Genomic DNA, 18,233 nt, shown 5'->3' with positions numbered 1-18,233 from the left:
ATTGAATTTGAAAAAAATTAACTTGATATGGCTCACAAATCTGTTTTTTTATCATTCAGATTAGTAGCTAGCAGCGATTAGAGCGTATGATATGTGGCGATAGGATGAGAATACCGAGGAATTAACATGGCATTAGCCCCACTGAAAGTTGAACGATTGTACCGCCAGATCTCAAACCTTATTATTGAGTGTATAAAACGTGGCGATTTCAACGCAGGAGAGCCGTTGCCTTCTGAGCGAGAACTTGCAAAACAGATGGAAGTCAGCCGATCATCCATCCGTGAAGCCTTTATTGCATTAGAAATGACAGGTTGGATTGAAATTCGAGTTGGAAATGGTGTTTATGTCGCCAATCCATTACCACAGGTTGAATCTAAAAAAGAAACCGTCAGTGCAACACCAGAAAAAGATGAAACCGAATTCAGCTTACGTGATTTGTTGAAAGCGAGGCAATCTTTCGAAACTATGATTGCAGAACTCGCAGCTCGTAATGCAACAGATGAGCAATGCGCTGAATTACAAGAAATAATGAAAGATCTCATCAAGCAGAAAGACAATGACGAAAACTTTTTGCGCGAAGATAAACGTTTTCATTTGCTGATCAGTGAAATGACAGGAAATGAAGTGTTGCATAGTATGATGGAACATCTGTGGGATATGCGCCAATCAACACGTTTTATCCGCATGGAATCTCACTATGCCGATATTGATTTACCCAAAACGATGAACGAAGATCACCAATTAATCGTCAATGCGATTCTAGATAGAAATCCAAAAGAAGCAGCAAGATGCATGCATGACCACTTACAGCATGTCTATGAATGTTTCTTCAACATCGAATAACATTGATCAAAAAACGCCCCCATCTTATCGATGGGGGAGTCACCACACTTTTACTGAATGAGTCGATTATCGCGACGGATCTTGCGTTCTTCATAGATAGCCACGACACCCAGCATCACTATCCCTACTGCGGTTGCAGCAAATAACAGATAGAAAGTATCCGACCAGCCATGAAGTGTAAATCCACCTACCGAGATACCGTTGCCGGTTGGGTCTGCGATACGAGAAACTAGGACTTTAGCCATCCCATCACCGAATAAGTAACCAAAAAAGCCCGGAATTGAGTTAACCACCGCCGTTGCACACTTAGGTGCAAAGCCAATGATTGAAATACCAATCAAAATCACAGGTCCGAAAATAAAGAAGCCTTCAAAAAAGAGTGCAATATAAATGCCCCAGACACTGGACATATTTTGGTAAGCAATTAATGGGAAGATGACGGAGATCATACATAACATACCGAGTAATGCACGGCGTCCCCCCATTTTATCGGAGACATACCCCCAAGTGAGTGAGCCTAAAAATCCCCCTAATTCGAGCGCTGTAATCGTACCAATAGCAGAGATATCATCCCAATCAAGTGCCATTTTAACGTAGGCAACACTCCAGTTATCGACACCAATACGAATGGTATACACACAGAGGTTAGCTAAGCATAGAAACCAAACTGCCGGATTTTTCAGAACATATTTGATGAAAATTTCTGACTTTGACATACTTTCTGCGGCGGTATCATCTTTAGAAACTGGCTCGTCAAAAATTTCTTCTGGTGTGTTCCAACCTAATTCTGATGGGTCATCTTTACCAAAAAACATCCCAAATGTAGCAATGACACCCGCAAATAAAATCGGGAAAATAAACATCCCTGCCACATTACCGTTAAAAGCATATTCCATCCCGAATAAGGCGATTGGCCCAGCCAAAATAGCACCTATATTGTGTGATGCGTTCCACCAAGAGATAAACCGACCCCGATTTTTTCTGGGTGTCCAACGGTTAATGGTTGAGTTAGAGCAAGGACCTCCAGGAGCCTGAAATAACCCCGTGAGTGCCCATAAGAAAATAAAAATACCAAGAGAATGCCCTGATGACAGTAAAAACATGCCGATCGCAAATGAAGATGCACAAGACAGCATAAGTAAGAAGCTGAGTATTTTCTTCGTATTTTTGCCATCAATATAATAGGAAAGGAGCACACGGCCTAGACTATAAGTAATAGAGAAACCAAAACCCACCGTGCCCAAATCACTCAAAGTGAAATCTGTTTGTTCAATAATAAACGGGGTAGCGGCTTTAAAATTATAGCGAAGAAAATAGATCCCTGTATAAGCCAAACACATCACAAAGAATGGCTCCATAAACTTTCTTAACCATAAATCGCGTTGTACAGAGAGGGGAATTTTTCCTGTCGGTAGCCTTTTTATATCAAAAAAAGAAAATTTAGAACTCATGTTATTAGCCTTTTCGTGGTTTTATTATTTTATTCTCTAAATGATTCGAGTTGCTGATATATCTTTGGACTCGATGCCAATACATAATTTCCTTTAAGGAGAAAATTATCTTTCGCTCTATAATTATTCATAACCCCTCCGGCTTCTTGAATTAACAATAAGCCTGCAAGACAGTCCCATGAATTTAGATGAGGTTCGTAGTAACCAATTAGCTTGCCTGCGGCTACATAAGCCAACATTAATGCAGCAGAACCATTGCGGACAAACATCCCTTTTTCATGAAGTAATTTATCTAAAAAAGGAATAATGTATTTAGGTGATATGCGAGTTGAAATCCCGACACCAAGCAAACCTTCATTCAGGGATTGAATCGCATTAACTTTGATAGGTGATTGATTTAAATAAGCCCCATGACCCGCCATTGCATGAAATAATTCATCCTGTACGGGGTCATAAACAACCGCGATTTGTGTATTTTGTTGTTCATCCAAGAGGGCTATCGAAATACACCAAGAAGGCAACCCAAAAATAAATGCACTAGTACCATCAATAGGGTCAACGACCCAAGTATATTCTGATGCACCTTGTGTATAACCCCCTTCTTCACCAAATAAAGTATCGAGGGGATATTGTTGGTGAATTTTCTCACGAATAAATTGTTCAGTATTTTTATCCGCAATAGTGACTAAGTCCTGCCCATCCTCTTTTTTCTTTTCAATGTTGAGTTGGTTTCGGTCATAATAGTAGGATACCGCTAATTTGCCGGCTTCAAGAGCAACTTGGCGAATAAAAGTATATCTCGCTGAAATCGCATTCATTCCCATCTCCAGATAATGAAATTAATGTTTCGAAATATATATTTAACGAATCGTATATTCTGTGATCGATTTCATGAGATGATAAATTAATGTAATTTTTATTTTATAAAATATATTTTATTGTTATCAACTTATTGTTATATAAAGAACATAAATAAAATTACTCAATTGAGGTCGTTATTTTTCATTTTCTATTTTTTATTATTTTAAAATAAATTTTTCATTTAAATCCTGAAAACACATCGTTTTATGATGACCTGACACCCACTTCCATTCGTAAAATTAACTCGCCCTTTGATAACGATTCACCAATAGCATGACTGTCTTTTGAGTTTTGATTAAATGATCTTTAACCGGCTAAATAGGATTTATTTTGTGACTGTTAATGTTGTGAAAATGCGAGTAGGGAGCTATTTTTTACTATCAATACTAAAAATATTTTTTAATAGAATAAATAAGCAGTTTAATGTGGTTAAAATTTAATATTAATTAGAAAAGAACTTAATATTCATTATTGATAGCGCGCGTGGTTCATCGTTAATATGACCCGGACATCCTTGTCATTCAGGCCATTATATACACACTATTTCAAGGTATTCCCTTGAGAAAGGTAGTCGACAATATCCTGTAATCGATACCATTTTACCCAGATACTATCGTTTAATGGTTGGCCAGTATAATTTTCAATAGCCGTAATTAACTCGAGCATTTCCAACGAATCGATATGCAAGTCTAAAATTAATGCTGAATCCATCTCAATGGGTTTATCGATACCCGAATAGGTGCGGATCGCTTTTATTTGCTCGGTAAGCCATGTTTGATGAATTAAATGACGGGTACTCATGACCCACTTCCTAATTTAAACCGCTGGTCATTGCCGATATAGTGTTTTTTCCGTGACAAATCTCTCGCCTGACCACCTGACGTCGTATATACCCTATTATCCGTATTAACCTGCCAACGATATTTCTTCTCCGTCGTATCACCATCTAATTTTTCCTTCGAGGGCGCTATCTCTCGAATAGGTTCGGCAGGCGCCTTTTCAATCTCAGAAGCTGTCATTGGCTGCTCCTCTACAACCTGTGCCACCTTCGCGTGATAGACTCCACTAATATGCCCCTTTAATAGCGTACTTGCTGTCGATTGCTCGCCCAACGGCTGTTTATTGCCTAACGATTTTTGTGTGTCTAATTCAGGATCTAATGCGTTGTTTTTCAGCTCCATGGCAGAACCCTTCGCGACATCAAGCATATTGCTTAATTCAACGACCACTTGTTTGGCCGTATCCACCAAACGTGAATTGCTCACCGTTTGTATATGAGCATCAAAGAGGTGATCGGTAAGTTGTGTCACATGTTCTTCCAACAGCTGGTCGTCAATGCCATCCACGGCTTTCTGCGGTGGCTCCTTCGGGTTTTGAGCAAACAGTTTTGTACTCTCAGTATTCGAGTCACCCGCCCGATACCGCTGCCTTTCCAAAGGATTTGTACTTTGGTTAAATCCCCGACTGGTGAGCACAAACGGGTTGATTTTTTGGGTGTTTGATAGCCATTTTCCCTCCGCTGTACGTGTATATCCCCCCACTTGTTGCTGTCGAGAAGAGGACGCCGGTGCTTGTTTTTCTTGGTTGGATTGCAGCAAAGGTGCTGCCTTACCCTCTACTGGCTGCCGTGTCGTCTCTGATAGTTCATCACTCGGTTTATCTTTTAACGGCTGCTGAGAAGGCGCGTTATAGTCAGTCTGAACCACATTATTCTGTGGTAACGAGCCACTTCCTTTAACTGTTTTTCCTTCATCGTTGAGCTGAACATGCAATTCAGTTCGGTAGCTTGTCGGCGCATCTGCCGCTGATGCTGCACTTTTGGGCGTAACGGTTTGACTCTGGGCTGTCGGTAACGTGGTGACACCGTCAATGGTTACCGTTGCTGTCGCATTAGCATAATGATTCGACGTATCAGAGACCTTATTAATGCAATGAGGGCATGCATAGTTATTGGTTATATAATAATTATTGATGACCGGTGCTGATGCTTGGTCGCTGGTACGATACGGCATACCATCCACATCATCTGGCTGCGGTGAAGCGGCAGAAGATAGCGGGACATTTCGCTGAGTGACCGGAGGCTTTTCGGTCATTTTTGATTCAGGTGACGACAATGCGGCTGGGGTCGTTGGCACATTCAAACCGATTGTCTCAATATGCTCCTCTAAGGCACGAAATCCTTGTTCCAAGCAGGCATTTTTATCTGCCCAGAGATTATGTTTTTGATAAGCTTGCATCGCGTTATCAAAGCGCGCCGTTTTGCCTTGCAGCAGTGAACCCGTTAAAAAATGAGTGACCAATGTTGCATCATCAACAGACTGTTCAGGCGACAGCCCCGCCATCGATTTTAGTTGGCTATCCGTGTAATTTTCATTCAGCTTTGCCTTGATAGCAGGTGTAACATACTCAGCTAAAAAGCGCTGTTTAAGGGTATTGGCCTGATTGGGCAACTTAGCTAAGATATTTTGTAACTCTTTACTGAGAGATTGACTTGCTACTGCTTTTGACTTCTCCGATGCAGCCGAAACCACTTTTGCCGTATGCTTGATTAAGGCAGGGGTTATTTCCTCTCTATTTAATAATGAAAAGGAGGTTAATACGGCATTAATATGATTTCTATCTTCCTGTAAGATATGATGAATACTCTCAGGAGTGATATGATACTTTAAGGCTTCACTGCCTAACATCTCTGCTATTTTATTCGCTTTAACATCATTCAGTTGTCGATGTAACGCGATACTATCCGCTTGAATAGCCATAGTTTGTTTAGCTTCTAGAGGCGAGGTTTCTGCTACACTAGAAACATTCCCAATATGATTTGCCATGAACATATTTTGGCTAGTGACACCCACTCTTTTAGTCGAATGTGTATCTATATAGCTATTGAAAGGCGCTAATGAATTTGGTCGCATAGAATATTACTCTTCATTATATTTCTATCATTAATATCTGAAGGTAATGAGATATAATATGATTATATCTCATTTAAATAATGGGAAAATTAAAACTAATTAGGTATTGGCAAAAGCAACATTATATTGAAATAGGTCTTTTAATAATTGAATTAACAACTGAGTCAGTGTCTCAAAATGGCTATTATCTTGTCGAAAGGTTTCTAATAAACGCGATACGCTATTATTAACCGCATTCTTTTTACTATCTATCGCCGTTTGCATACTTTGGAAAGTCTGCACCATCATCTCCCCTTCTGGCGTACTCGCCCCCATGATTGGATTAACGGTTTCATAAATATCTTTTATCGGCTGCATATCAGGATAAATATAGATAGTGTGATCTATTTCTTTAACTAAAAAGCCTTGCCCATTCAATTTTTTTTGCCAAAAAGCTAACATACCCGGTTTGCTATCAAAGCGAGCCATTGGCTTAATCACATTATTAATGTTATCTATGCTTAAACTGTGCTCCCAAAAATTTTTAGTGTGCGCATAAGTATAATCTTGCAAACTATCCTTTAGTAAATTAAAAAACTTTTGCTTATTAAACTTAATATAACCATTACTACCACTATCTAAACATTGGCTAATCGCGCCCAACCCCTTATTAACTTTTTCCATAAATTGGGTTGCCGCTTTAGTAATTTCACCAAAACTTTTCTGATAATCTAAATTCACATCGTTAATGACATTAAAAATACTGGTTATATGAGATCGACCATCTTGAATAACCTCCGCAGCAATTTTAGTGGAAGCACTATTATAGAAATCTGTGGTATTTTTTAATTCGCGCTCAACTAAGCGGGATTTTACCTTAATGTCTTCCTCTGTTTCTTGCCTATCTGTGTATTGATAAACTTTATCAGGTACATACATATCATAATATTTTAAAACAGCTTCAGCCTGCTCTTCTGGGTTCGTTGCCCTATCGACCACAAAATTCCCCCCTACTGGGCTGAGCTGTAAATTGCTCTGTGCCATGAGTCTGTTAGCGGAAGTGGTTATGGGATTACACTGTGGGAGCATTGGATTAATTTCACTCATACTCATCGATTTAACCCCTCGTTGCAACAGCTTGGAAAGTTCTGATCTGCCCTTCAATAACGTCTTTAAGGATATCGAATACTTTTTTCATCAGATCCAAAACCGTATCGATCTGCTTCTCTTTATCATTGGCGATAGACCGTGCAGTATCACCAATATCTTGCAAGACCATTTTTTGTGCTTCCAATGCCTTCACATCCATTTGCACAGCAGATGTCACTAGCTGCCCCGCGTTATCAGATAGACGAGTCACACTCTCAATAATGCTGGATTTCTTTTGTGTTTGATTGGTGATTTTATCCAGTTTTGTTTGATGCTCATCTGCTTTTAGTTGACTACGTCTTCCGGCATCTTGGTGACGTAAACTTGCCAAATCATTTTGCTGATTCAGGGCCTTATTCGTCGTTTTGATGGTTGATGCACGACTCAATTCAATCGAATCCTGCGCGCTCGAAGTATGCTGATTCCTTGCTACACCATGCATATTGATCGCTTTCGTTTGCTTCACTAACTGCTTAGTTTGTAATGCCGCTCCCGCCAGCGTGACCCCCATCGATACCGCAAAACCTAATACCGCGCCAAGAAACGCTTTCTCACCTTCTTTGATCGTCGTATCTGCCGCGCTCTGCACCATTTTTGCTTTTAATTTTAAAAAATCGGCTTGCAGTTGGCGGTCTGTCGTATTAATGATCGACTTAATCTGACTCAATAGATTACGTAGCTCCATTAAAATATCGCTACTCATAATGCCGATAAATTGGCTATCTTTTATTGCATCAAAAGACTGAATTCCAGGTTTTACATCTTCACTATTTGCTTGAGCCACTTGCACATCTTTAATTGCAGATGCCGCCAGCATTAAGTTAACCCCTTGAGATAATTGCTTGATCTCACTTTCGTCCAAATTCGCTATCGTTGGAAACATGTTTTCCAACTTGCTATTTTCTTCCGCGATCACTTCTCTTACGGCGTTTTCAACTTTGGTTGCCGTTACCGCAATATGCGCTTGAAGGTTGGCGTAAGCCGATGAAAAACCACCGATCACTTTCGATGTTTCTTCAAGCTCCGCCTTATTCATGTTTTTCGCATCAAACAGGAGCGATGGGTTAACAGTCGCTTGCTCAGGGCGCTTTAATAACGGCTTATCTTGTGATCTTGGTACCGTAATCTCAACGGCATCTCTGATAGAGACTTGCGGTGCAGCGGCTGGTGTTGACAGCGTTTGAGTATCACGACCCGTCAAAACAGCTCCCTCCTCAAGATTGTCTAACTTTTGAGTTGGCATAGAAAACTGCGTTGGTGATGAAATTGTCGTCATAGTAGGGTTCCTTGATGAGAATTAGGCATAATTAGAGAGATTGACTGCACTGGCTTTACGGTCGTTGGATTGTTTCAGTGATGTCAGCGTGTCAGTGAATAGGTGATTAAACACTTCGTATTGCTTTGACAGCATCTTAATCAGGGACTCCAGCAACTCATCGAGAACTTTAATAATTTCATCATTCATCATCATTTTGGCGAATAACTTCTTAAGCTCTCGTAATTGTGCCGCCCCTTCTAAACGTAATGCCCCAACAGTGACCGTGCTTGTTACTGACGTAGCAACGCCAGCCCCTTTCGCGCCGACCTCTACGCGTGACGCTAATAGACTCTGTTTTCCCAGTTTTTTCCCTGTATCAACGATATCAGCAACATCATCAATCCGATCAGCAGCATTATCGACCACCTTCACCGTATCTTTGACGCTATCTGCTTGCTGATGCATCTTATCAACCGTTTTCACCGTATCCTTGATGCCGTCAGTCTGTTCATTGATCTTATTTACGTTTTTCGCTGCACTTTTTGCAATGTCAGCCTGTTCATGCGTTCTATCGGCTGCTTTCGCAATATTTTTGATATCACGAGCTTTCTTCGCGACCTGATTGGCGGTTTTGACTGTACTTTGCAACTCCTCCGCCGCATCCGTCAATTTAGTCAATTTCGTTAATACCACCATGTCATCCGCGGCTTTACCTAACGTTTTTATTTTGCTGAGTAGCTTTTTAACGAGGTTGATGATCGTATTCGTTATCGCCTTCACTGTGCTTTTTACGACCGTTTTAAGTGAATTTGCCGCCACTTTGGCGACTGTTTTTACGGTATTGGCGATGTTTTTCACAAAAGAGGACATAGAAACCAAAGAGAGAGCCAGAAAAGCGACAGCGGCAACTACCATGCCAACAATGCTACCAATCTTTTTCGCCTCTTCCGCAGACATTCCAAACGACACCAGCATATCCGTGACAACATTTGAAATTTCCGTTGCTAGCATCTGCATTAAACTGGCATTACCCGTCTCTTCCAACACGATATCAGTGACCGAAATTGCGATACCGATGGCAGCAACAGCGAGTGTTAATGGGGCAGCCGCGCCGAATGTTGCAACTGTCGCAATAACCGATACTGCTAACATGACGTAGCTAAAAATCTTACTGGCACATGATGCCGCTTTATTCGCAGCGTCAGCTTTATGTTGAGCCTCTTCAGCTTCTTTGGCTTTTTTTTCTGAATCTTTACGAGAGGCTTCGCTGATCTTAGCCATCACCTCTTCCTGCTCTTTCATACTACGAATAGAGTCTTCATTCATCGTTTTTTTCAGCGATGCGGTCAACATCGTTAATAGCGCAAGAGTGTTTTCCCACTTCTCACCATCCACTTCAACAGGGCGAGGGGCGGTATCAATAAAATTATTTAATACACTTCGATCACTATCGGCACTCTGAGCAAGCCCAGTGAGAACCTTATACGCATCTTCAAGTTGTGGACTAAGTACCGCGAGTTCAGCCTCTACCTGACTCATTTGCGCGGTCACATCATTCCGCTGCAAAATAAGCTGTTGCCCTTTTTCCTGTAAATGAGCCAGTTCGGATGTTAGTGTGTTAACTAACTGCGTTAATTGATGAAACTTTGACAATGTCTCTGCTGTTCTAGGTTCTTTTGCTAATGAGGATAGGTTTGATTGTGCCGTGACCAATTCCTTATTCACTGCGTTTTGTTGCTGAGTATTATCATCAATATCGGTCTGTCGCTGATTTTGGGTTACTGTCAGCTTATTTAACCGAGTTTCAACTTTTTCTACTGCTTGTTTAATCGACGCGACTTCTTGTTTTTTTGTTTCCAGTTTTTTGGTACTCTCTGAAAACGAATTTAATAAGGATTCCCCTTGTTGTTTTAGTGCTTCCGATTCAATATTTAATTGGTGCAGTTGATTACGTAATTCATTGATATTATTTTCACCTAATATCTTACGTATCGACGAGAAGGCCTCCAACATGGAGACTCTGGCATTCACCCCTTTTTTCGGTTCTTGCAGTTGTGGCTGGCTTTCTAGCTTACTGCGTTTCATTTGTTCATTGGATGTTAATTCTTCGCATGCAACCTCCATACTTAACACCGCTTTAGCGATGTTTTCCCCCATTTCTAATGGATTAACACCTTGTTGAAAGGCTTTAACTAAACCTATTCTGTCAGATGTTATATTTGTCATTGATGCCATATTATTTCCTCTACTTTATTGAAGAGTCTTCCTGCGCTGAATCAGTCTTTTCAAGATTCTTTTTCAATGCATTAAGGTAAGCCTGCGATTTGGCTTTTAACTCACTATCGGTACTACTGTCACAAACACTCTCAAAACAATGCAAAGCAGCACTACTCTTTTTCAACATTAAATTACATTGGCCTGCATGAAATAATGGTCGATAGTCATGTTTCGCTAAAACAAATGCTAACGCATATAATTCAGAGGCTTTTTCATAACGTTTAGTTAATTGATAAACAGCCGCTAATCCCATGACATAATCGGTATTATAGAAGTCATAAATACTGAGAAAACGAAAAAAAGTCTCCGCTTCTTTTAATTTACCTTGCTGATAAAATTCATATGCATAGGCATAAATTCCATCCATCATATCTTGTGAAATACCATGAATATCTTTATATGTTGAGCCATTCATTAAAGCAGACGTAATACTTTCAAGTAACTCATCCATATCAACGGGTTGTTGCTCTTTTTCACTCTTCATATATTAACCCCATAAGTTATTGAAGATATAAGATGCTCCACAGTGATAGTTGCATCTTAATTAATCAATGTTTAATTCTCTTATAAAAAACGATATTATTAGCAAACAATTAATTTTGGTTATTTTCTTGAGTCACTTCCTCTTCATTAATTAATCTCATCAATTCGTCATCAACAAATATTCCCATTTTTTCTAATTCAATACGTAATAACCAATTAATGATTTGCATAACATCTTGTAAGCAATGTTCATCAATAAAACTGTCTTTTCGGTAATAACGCCATATTTTTCGTGCTAATGGAATATCTCTGACAACCGGTATTCCTTGTTGCTCTGCATATTTAATAATCATTTTGGCCTGTAGACCACGACTTTTAAATAATAAAAAAGGTAATGGCGCTATATTATCATCATAATAAATTAACATCGCGATATGGGTTGGATTTGCCATAACAAAGGTTGAATTACGGACATTTGCTTTTACTTCTTCAGACAGTATTTCATGATGCAAACCTTTACGCGCGCTTTTTAAATGAGGATCACCTTCATTATCTTTATACTCTTTTTTTACCTCCTGTTTTTCCATCTTTAAGCCTTTAATAAATAGGAAAAACTCGGTAATGACATCAATAATAATGATCAGTAACGCCACGGCTAAAAAAACCACAACAAAACTCATACAGAGATCAACCCACTGATAAATCATGCCATTTATTGTGGTCCGATAAAGTAAAAAAATATCGTGTCGCCATAAGAAAAAAAAGACACTCGCAGAAATTGAAAAAACAATGAGATATAGAAAGGCTTTAACCAACTCCTTAAGTGAATTGAGCGAAAATATCTTTTTTATCCCAGAAATAGGGTTTAATTTAGAAAAATCAATTTTTATTGCCTCTGTTGCTAAACGAAAGCGGCTCTGTAATAAGGAGATTATTGAACCTGAAAGAAAACTCGCTAATAGCACCGGAGAAACAATCACAAAAAAAATACCAATAAATTCTGAAAATAGCTTATCAATATTAATGTCATTAGGTGATAATAAAAGACGCCTCATCAAGCCCCCAATTTCAAATAAACTGGTGGCGCCTGAAATCACATAGGCACTCACAACTAAAACTAATGCGGCAACACTATCTTTACTTTTAAAACTTTGCCCTTTTTTGGCAGAGTCTTTAATTTTTTTCTCAGTAGGCTGTTCGGTTTTTTCTGCCATCTTATACTCTCTCGATTATGGCATCGAAGAATTGAAAATTTCATTCAGTGTCGAAAGTGAAATTAAATTGACTAAAATTTCTGGTATTTCATTTTGAAAATAGAGTAAAAAGACAATAAATGCGATAATTGATTTGATTGCTAATGATAAAGAAAAGGCATTAAGTTGAGGGCAGAATCGGGAATATAACCCCAGCGCAACTTCACTAATAAATAGAGTGACTAAAATAGGGGATGCTAATGTAACCCCTTTCACCACCATCTGATTAATCCATTCCCCTATAGGTAAACTATTAAATTGAGTGAATCCAGCCGCGAAAGGAAGGGTTTGATAACTTTGAGCAAACGTTTTGACTAATAATACCATTCCCCCCTGCGATAGAAAGATCATACAGATGATATAACTGATGAAGACAGCCAGCTCAGATGATTCACTACCGCTTGCAGGGTCAACAATACTACTGATTGTTTCACCGCGTTGCGTATCAATTAGCTCACCGATAACACTCGCAATCATAAACGGCAACGCTAACATAAACGCGATCACGACCCCTATCGTCAATTCATAAACAACCACCTCAACAACACTGACATTCTCCCATTGAAATTCATGGGCAGATAAAAAAGGCCATAATCCTAATGCAATATAAATCGTGACACAGCTTTTAATCACGCTGCTATTCAGTAACTTATTACTGAGAAATGGCAGAAAAAAAAGGGTAGGCGCAATTCGTATCCAAGCAATCGCGACGATGGTTAATTGCTGTTGAAACGTAAAATAGAGCGATGAATAAAAAGACAATATATCTTGATTCATCCTAACGACCCTATGGCAGGAATTGCCATTGTGAATACTTCTAGCGCATAGCTCATGACTTTATCAGCCAACCAACCTGAAATCATAAATAAAGAACCAAACACTGCCAGTAACTTAATACCAAAAGGTAATGTTTGCTCTTGAAGTTGCGTCACCGTTTGAATCAGGCCAACAAATAAGCCGACAACCGTCGCAACAATAATAGGAAATGCCGATAATATAACAATCAGTAACATCGCCTTATTGCTACTATAAATAATTGCATCCATGGCATTTCCTCATTATTGTTGTGCTAATTCAAAGTATTGCATCACTAGTCCTTTGGAAATGAGCGACCACCCGTCAATAGCTACAAATAAAATCAATTTTACCGGCACTGATATAGTGACAGGGCTCATCATCATCATACCGAGCGCTAAAAGAATGCTAGAGATCACCAGATCAATGACCACAAAAGGCAAATAGATATAAAAACCAATTTCAAATGCAGATTTAATTTCACTTAATGCATAAGCAGGTAATAATGAAAAAAGTGTTGTCTGACCCTCTTCTATATAATTAATTTCTTCATTCGTGCCTTTTTGTACGGACTCAAAAAAATTGACGAGTTCAGGATCGGAATATTTTAGTAAATATGCTTTATAACGGCCTAATCCACCTTCAACAAAATTATCGACCGATTCCACACGCGTAAAATCCACCTTTTCTTCACGCATATAATGATTAATATCTTGAACAACGGGCATCATGACAAATAAAGATAACAGCATTGCAATACCGTTTAATGCCATCGTTGACGGTACCTGCTGTACCCCCATCGCATTACGTACCATAATTAATACAATAGATATTTTGAGATAGCAGGTACCTGCCGCAATAAGAAACGGCAGTAATGTAGCAAGAGAAATAACAGCTAATAGCGGAATTTCATTAGATACGATAGACATATTAAAGCCTTCTATCGCCTAAATTGCCAAGACGGGTGATTTCTAAACCTAACTCATCACTATCGCCAATATAGATTAGCTCCCCTTCCGCAATAAACTGTTTATTTGCATAAACTTTAACTTCGCGCTCTTTATTCTCACCAATGGAATATATTGAGCCAAGCTGCATATTCGCTAACTCATTAATCGTGATTTCACTGTGACCTAATACAAATGTCAGTTTGACCGATAACGTATTTACATCAAATGGTTGCACGACTTCATCAATCAGTGCTTCCGTTGACGCCTCAGTGTTATTTTCAGTCTCCGAATCAATCATTTCCTCAATCATAAATTGGCCTTCTTGTTGTTTTTGAAAACGGGCAAACAGACGCCCTGCAATTGACATATGCAGTTGTAATTTTTGGATATACAACACATCGTGTAATTCGATGGATTGCAACAGCTTCACGCTGATATCGCTATGGCCTAATATCCAATCTGCTTGTAATCGCAAACATTCTATAAAACGATTTTCGACTGGTTGCCGTGCTACCCCATTAATTGGAGAGGACAGCAACACTTTTCCTAGGTGAGACTCATGCACACATAACCAATGCTGAGTGACACTCTCATCATCAATAATTTCAATATTTCGGCAACGGAAACGTTCGGAGAAAAAAAGAGTCCTAGGGTATTCAGAATGAAACAAGCTAACCAAATCTGCCTCATTAAGGGCATCCCATGCATAATGTATCAATGTTGGCCAACGATAATCACACCATTCACCGACATGCATGAGCCCCTGTACGGTTTCCTTCTCGCTCACTAACGTCAGACGAAAATAACGCTCCCCTGATTTAGGTACAACGACATCGGCATCAGGTTGATAACGCTGCTGCCAAGCGCGCATTTGCACTTCTCGTGGGCTAATACGACGAATATTCAACATAATTAGTTATCTTCTGGCTCAGTGTGTTCTTGCTGCTGTTGGCGTTGCTTTTCATGCTGCTGACCTTCATAACGAATCGATAAAGGCTGCTCACCACGAAAAAGGTGTTGGTTTTCACGTAATACTTGATGAACTTCCTGACTAGTTGTACTGGCGAGTAACTCTCCACCACGCGGATTCAATTCAAACGTCACCGCGGGACTACTTTGCCATCGACTAAAGGTATAAGTGAGGCTGCGTCCTTCAATTTTTGCGACTTTTTCCGTCATTTGCTCAGTCATCTCAGCCCTAACTTGTGCCGTATTCATCGCCACTGTTGTGGATTGCCGCGCTTGAGCTGTTGTATGAACCTGTATGTTTGCATTCATCGGTGCAGGTAAAGTCCCATTTTGTTGTTCAAGTACATCAAGGCGCTCTGCCAGCGACTGAACCTGAGACACTGGCGTAGACTGAGTACTCTCGGTATCCATTGGCACATTAATCGGTTGTTTAGTTAACGCTGTTCGTTGCTTTTCAAGCGACAGAGAAGGCGCAGTGAACGTATTTAACGTGACATTTTCTGTTGGATGAGCCTCTGCGAAAGCCAATGAAGAGGCATGCTGAGTGTCAAGCAGTGTTGTAGATGACTGAGTCGTGGGAGCAGTTTCAGATAAGGTGACAGGCCACTGAACGCCATCCTGTATTTCAGATAACAGGGAGGGAGATTGAATACCATGGTGTATTTTAGGCGTGATGACCGAAGGTTGAGCAGGCACTTGTGACGTCTCAACATGGGTCAAATCAATATTAGTCTGTGGTATATCTCGGGATTTTATCGGCGATAGCAAGTTTGACGAGGCCAATTGCTGAACACTACGTTGTGGCTTGGCTTGTTGTGTCGCTAAAGAAGGCTGCAAGCTGTCGGCAATATTTTTATTGATGGTTTCACCGAATAGCGCCTGTTTCTCTGAGGTGGCTTTTAACTGGCTTTTGGGGAAATGATGCTGTTGAGTGTTATTGAAATTCCCGAATATTCCACCGCCGTCCTTCTGCAACATGCTGACCGTTGCTACCGGCAATATCTCTGCCGCTAAGTGTTCTCCCTGAAAGGTTTCGTCAGCCTCCTTCTCGACATTTAACCCTAATTGGCAAAACGCCATAAGCTTTTCGGCTGTTTCCGTATGGCGTAAGTGAATAGGCAACTGCATCAATAATGGCACGATACACTCTTCAGCCAGCTTTTTACGGTGTTTTTTCGGTGTCGAACGGTGAGCGTGCTTCGCTGCCAATGCTTTCATCTGTTTTTTGAGTACGGATAGATTATCGAGCGGCTTTCCATTGCCGGCTGGCATCGTTTGCTTATCTATCGGTACCACATTAGATTCATTCAGTTCCAATTTTATTGTTGTCATAAACGGACAACTCCTCAATTTCATTTTGTTGCTGACGTTCTAATTTTAAACACCGAGCAATTCGTTGCTGCTTGAGATAATTTCGGAATTTTTCGCACTTGTTACGTAAAGTGAACATACGCTGAACAAGATGTTTTCGTGATTGTTCATATTTGGTTAACTCGGCACTCATCGATTCAATTTGATATTCAAGGTGGGCAATTTCAGCTAACAAGGCGGCTTTTAGTCGCTGACGCTCCCAAAAAGCAACTTTGTTTAATTCCGCCGATAATTCATATAAACCCGTTTGTGTATTCAACACATTAATTCGTGATTGAATGTCTGTACGTTGTTGTTGCAATGCATTCATGAATGATTGCAATTTCAATTGCTCCTGCAAAACGCTTTCAAACCGTTTTTCATTGAGTGCAAGGAGGTCTTTAATCATTAGGATGCCAAATGACTGAGTTGATTTAACATTGCATCAAAATGTTCTGCTTCATTGATTTTTTGTTTTAAAAATTGCTCTATTTCCTCTTTTTTATCTAACGCATTATCATTATCGATACTTTCACCACGCTGATATTCTCCAAGCTCTAAATACAATTGGATTTGTTCTAATCGCGATAACCGCTCACGGACTTTAATCGCGAATTGTTGATGTTTTTCTGTTGTTACTTTCGAGGAGACGCGGCTAATACTATGCAGAATATCAATAGCGGGATAATGCCCTTTTCCGGCTAGCTTATGACTTAAATAAATATGCCCATCTAAAATCGAACGGATCTCATCACCAATAGGGTCTGCTTCATCTTCACTTTCGATTAACACCGTGTAAAACGCGGTTATCGACCCTTTTTGGAGACGTCCGGGTCGCTCAAGCAACATGGGAAGTTGTTCAAAAACAGATGCGGGGTAACCTCGTCTAGCAGGTAATTCACCCGCAGCTAATGCAACATCCCGTAAGGCCCTTGCATAACGAGTCATGGAGTCCACAAAAAGCAACACATTGCGTCCAAGGTCACGAAAATATTCCGCAATTGTTGTCGCCAGTAAAGCGGCATTACAGCGTTCTATTGGAGGACTATCTGAGGTCGCGTATATTAAAATAGTCTGACCTGCATGAGGTGAGTTTTGCAATTCATCAATAAATTCAATAACCTCTCTACCACGCTCCCCAATTAAAGCCACCACATGAATATCCGCTTCAGCGTGGTTAATGATCATATTCATTAACGATGTTTTGCCGCTGCCTGCGGCCGCAAAAATACCAATGCGTTGCCCTAACCCACAAGTTAATAAACCATCGACAGCTCGAATTCCAGTAATGAGAGGTTCATCAATAGCGCGCCTTGAGGTAACACTGACAGGTGGGCTATCAATACGCATTAACTTCGATTCATTTAACACACTTTCCCTTACTGGTTCACCGAGTGTGCCAACCAGCTCACCGGCAGCATCAAAGATTTTGCCAGACAGTTGCTCATTCATTGCAAACACAAAAGATTGTCCTGTTGGGCGGATAACAACCTCGCGAGTTAATCCTTGGATTCGACCAATTAAGCTCAGCACTGTCAGCCCTTCTTTAAAGCCGACAACTTGTGCTTTTGCGAGACATTCACTTGAGGCTAAAGAACGTTCAACAATACAAATTTCGCCAATAAAAACACCGTGTAACGGTGCCTCCATCAAACAGCCATGAATGCGCGCTGGGTGCGCGCAGTAATCAAATAGTTTCATGG

General features: G+C 40.1%; 17 protein-coding genes. 1 reads left to right on the top strand and 16 read right to left on the bottom strand.

The features are described 5' to 3' along the window. Nucleotides 1-126 precede the first annotated feature (126 nt). Nucleotides 127-843: a FadR/GntR family transcriptional regulator gene (locus tag P2E05_RS00755; protein WP_154623683.1), complete on the top strand. Its 717-nt coding sequence runs from the start codon at nt 127-129 to the stop codon at nt 841-843. Between the two features lie 50 nt (nt 844-893). Here P2E05_RS00755 and uhpT read toward each other — a convergent pair whose 3' ends face one another. The 16 genes from uhpT to sctN form a co-directional block, all read right to left on the bottom strand. Then, nucleotides 894-2,294, bottom strand: a complete 1,401-nt coding sequence (uhpT, locus tag P2E05_RS00750; protein ID WP_163860499.1) for a hexose-6-phosphate:phosphate antiporter — start codon at nt 2,292-2,294, stop codon at nt 894-896. Nucleotides 2,295-2,323: 29 nt separating this feature from the next. After that, entirely contained in the window at nt 2,324-3,112 is a 789-nt protein-coding gene (locus P2E05_RS00745) for an inositol monophosphatase family protein (RefSeq protein WP_276122974.1), read from the bottom strand. 583 nt (nt 3,113-3,695) lie between these two features. Continuing rightward, nucleotides 3,696-3,956, bottom strand: coding sequence for an acyl carrier protein (locus P2E05_RS00740; RefSeq protein ID WP_154624771.1), 261 nt, complete (start codon nt 3,954-3,956; stop codon nt 3,696-3,698). Next, complete coding sequence (locus tag P2E05_RS00735; RefSeq protein WP_272657810.1) at nt 3,953-6,067, bottom strand: hypothetical protein; 2,115 nt, start codon at nt 6,065-6,067, stop codon at nt 3,953-3,955. Before P2E05_RS00735 ends, P2E05_RS00740 begins: the two co-directional genes overlap by 4 nt. A gap of 99 nt (nt 6,068-6,166) precedes the next feature. Further along, nucleotides 6,167-7,159 carry a hypothetical protein gene (locus tag P2E05_RS00730; protein WP_269723459.1) on the bottom strand — a complete coding sequence of 331 codons (993 nt, stop codon included), beginning with the start codon at nt 7,157-7,159 and terminating at the stop codon, nt 6,167-6,169. 4 nt (nt 7,160-7,163) lie between these two features. Then, nucleotides 7,164-8,471 carry a hypothetical protein gene (locus P2E05_RS00725; protein WP_272578354.1) on the bottom strand — a complete coding sequence of 436 codons (1,308 nt, stop codon included), beginning with the start codon at nt 8,469-8,471 and terminating at the stop codon, nt 7,164-7,166. A gap of 21 nt (nt 8,472-8,492) precedes the next feature. Further along, entirely contained in the window at nt 8,493-10,688 is a 2,196-nt protein-coding gene (gene sctE, locus P2E05_RS00720; RefSeq protein ID WP_276122973.1) for a type III secretion system translocon subunit SctE, read from the bottom strand. Between the two features lie 10 nt (nt 10,689-10,698). Beyond that, entirely contained in the window at nt 10,699-11,214 is a 516-nt protein-coding gene (sicA, locus tag P2E05_RS00715; RefSeq protein ID WP_154624776.1) for a type III secretion system translocator chaperone SicA, read from the bottom strand. 109 nt (nt 11,215-11,323) lie between these two features. Then, the gene (locus P2E05_RS00710) at nt 11,324-12,427 is read right to left on the bottom strand and encodes an EscU/YscU/HrcU family type III secretion system export apparatus switch protein (RefSeq protein ID WP_154635689.1); all 1,104 of its coding nucleotides are present in this window, start codon (nt 12,425-12,427) and stop codon (nt 11,324-11,326) included. 15 nt (nt 12,428-12,442) lie between these two features. Further along, nucleotides 12,443-13,243 (bottom strand): type III secretion system export apparatus subunit SctT, encoded by an 801-nt coding sequence (gene sctT, locus P2E05_RS00705; RefSeq protein WP_154623043.1) that lies wholly within the window; start codon nt 13,241-13,243, stop codon nt 12,443-12,445. Then, complete coding sequence (gene sctS, locus P2E05_RS00700) at nt 13,240-13,512, bottom strand: type III secretion system export apparatus subunit SctS (protein ID WP_272657807.1); 273 nt, start codon at nt 13,510-13,512, stop codon at nt 13,240-13,242. Before sctS ends, sctT begins: the two co-directional genes overlap by 4 nt. A gap of 12 nt (nt 13,513-13,524) precedes the next feature. After that, entirely contained in the window at nt 13,525-14,190 is a 666-nt protein-coding gene (locus tag P2E05_RS00695) for an EscR/YscR/HrcR family type III secretion system export apparatus protein (protein WP_196713916.1), read from the bottom strand. A 1-nt stretch (nt 14,191) separates the two neighbouring features. Further along, on the bottom strand, nt 14,192-15,121 hold the full coding sequence (locus P2E05_RS00690) for a FliM/FliN family flagellar motor switch protein (protein ID WP_154623046.1): 930 nt from the start codon (nt 15,119-15,121) through the stop codon (nt 14,192-14,194). A gap of 2 nt (nt 15,122-15,123) precedes the next feature. Beyond that, the gene (locus tag P2E05_RS00685) at nt 15,124-16,512 is read right to left on the bottom strand and encodes a hypothetical protein (protein WP_272657805.1); all 1,389 of its coding nucleotides are present in this window, start codon (nt 16,510-16,512) and stop codon (nt 15,124-15,126) included. After that, nucleotides 16,484-16,939, bottom strand: a complete 456-nt coding sequence (locus P2E05_RS00680; protein WP_154623048.1) for a hypothetical protein — start codon at nt 16,937-16,939, stop codon at nt 16,484-16,486. The genes P2E05_RS00685 and P2E05_RS00680 overlap by 29 nt, the downstream gene beginning before the upstream one ends. Continuing rightward, nucleotides 16,939-18,231: a type III secretion system ATPase SctN gene (sctN, locus tag P2E05_RS00675; RefSeq protein WP_272657804.1), complete on the bottom strand. Its 1,293-nt coding sequence runs from the start codon at nt 18,229-18,231 to the stop codon at nt 16,939-16,941. Before sctN ends, P2E05_RS00680 begins: the two co-directional genes overlap by 1 nt. Nucleotides 18,232-18,233 lie beyond the last annotated feature (2 nt).

It is taken from the genome of Providencia stuartii (assembly GCF_029277985.1).
GTDB lineage: Bacteria > Pseudomonadota > Gammaproteobacteria > Enterobacterales > Enterobacteriaceae > Providencia > Providencia zhejiangensis.
The sequence above is the reverse complement of the archived record's forward strand: the minus strand, read 5'-3'. Positions and strand labels throughout refer to the sequence as shown.

What these genes read in the sequence shown, in the direction of transcription:
- P2E05_RS00745 (WP_276122974.1), bottom strand. Translation starts at nt 3,112, where the DNA reads ATGAATGCGATTTCAGCGAGATATACTTTTATTCGCCAAGTTGCTCTT.
- sctT (WP_154623043.1), bottom strand. Translation starts at nt 13,243, where the DNA reads ATGAATCAAGATATATTGTCTTTTTATTCATCGCTCTATTTTACGTTT.
- sicA (WP_154624776.1), bottom strand. Translation starts at nt 11,214, where the DNA reads ATGAAGAGTGAAAAAGAGCAACAACCCGTTGATATGGATGAGTTACTT.
- P2E05_RS00740 (WP_154624771.1), bottom strand. Translation starts at nt 3,956, where the DNA reads ATGAGTACCCGTCATTTAATTCATCAAACATGGCTTACCGAGCAAATA.
- P2E05_RS00710 (WP_154635689.1), bottom strand. Translation starts at nt 12,427, where the DNA reads ATGGCAGAAAAAACCGAACAGCCTACTGAGAAAAAAATTAAAGACTCT.
- P2E05_RS00685 (WP_272657805.1), bottom strand. Translation starts at nt 16,512, where the DNA reads ATGACAACAATAAAATTGGAACTGAATGAATCTAATGTGGTACCGATA.
- sctE (WP_276122973.1), bottom strand. Translation starts at nt 10,688, where the DNA reads ATGGCATCAATGACAAATATAACATCTGACAGAATAGGTTTAGTTAAA.
- sctN (WP_272657804.1), bottom strand. Translation starts at nt 18,231, where the DNA reads ATGAAACTATTTGATTACTGCGCGCACCCAGCGCGCATTCATGGCTGT.
- P2E05_RS00755 (WP_154623683.1), top strand. Translation starts at nt 127, where the DNA reads ATGGCATTAGCCCCACTGAAAGTTGAACGATTGTACCGCCAGATCTCA.
- P2E05_RS00730 (WP_269723459.1), bottom strand. Translation starts at nt 7,159, where the DNA reads ATGAGTATGAGTGAAATTAATCCAATGCTCCCACAGTGTAATCCCATA.
- sctS (WP_272657807.1), bottom strand. Translation starts at nt 13,512, where the DNA reads ATGGATGCAATTATTTATAGTAGCAATAAGGCGATGTTACTGATTGTT.
- uhpT (WP_163860499.1), bottom strand. Translation starts at nt 2,294, where the DNA reads ATGAGTTCTAAATTTTCTTTTTTTGATATAAAAAGGCTACCGACAGGA.
- P2E05_RS00690 (WP_154623046.1), bottom strand. Translation starts at nt 15,121, where the DNA reads ATGTTGAATATTCGTCGTATTAGCCCACGAGAAGTGCAAATGCGCGCT.
- P2E05_RS00695 (WP_196713916.1), bottom strand. Translation starts at nt 14,190, where the DNA reads ATGTCTATCGTATCTAATGAAATTCCGCTATTAGCTGTTATTTCTCTT.
- P2E05_RS00680 (WP_154623048.1), bottom strand. Translation starts at nt 16,939, where the DNA reads ATGATTAAAGACCTCCTTGCACTCAATGAAAAACGGTTTGAAAGCGTT.
- P2E05_RS00725 (WP_272578354.1), bottom strand. Translation starts at nt 8,471, where the DNA reads ATGACGACAATTTCATCACCAACGCAGTTTTCTATGCCAACTCAAAAG.
- P2E05_RS00735 (WP_272657810.1), bottom strand. Translation starts at nt 6,067, where the DNA reads ATGCGACCAAATTCATTAGCGCCTTTCAATAGCTATATAGATACACAT.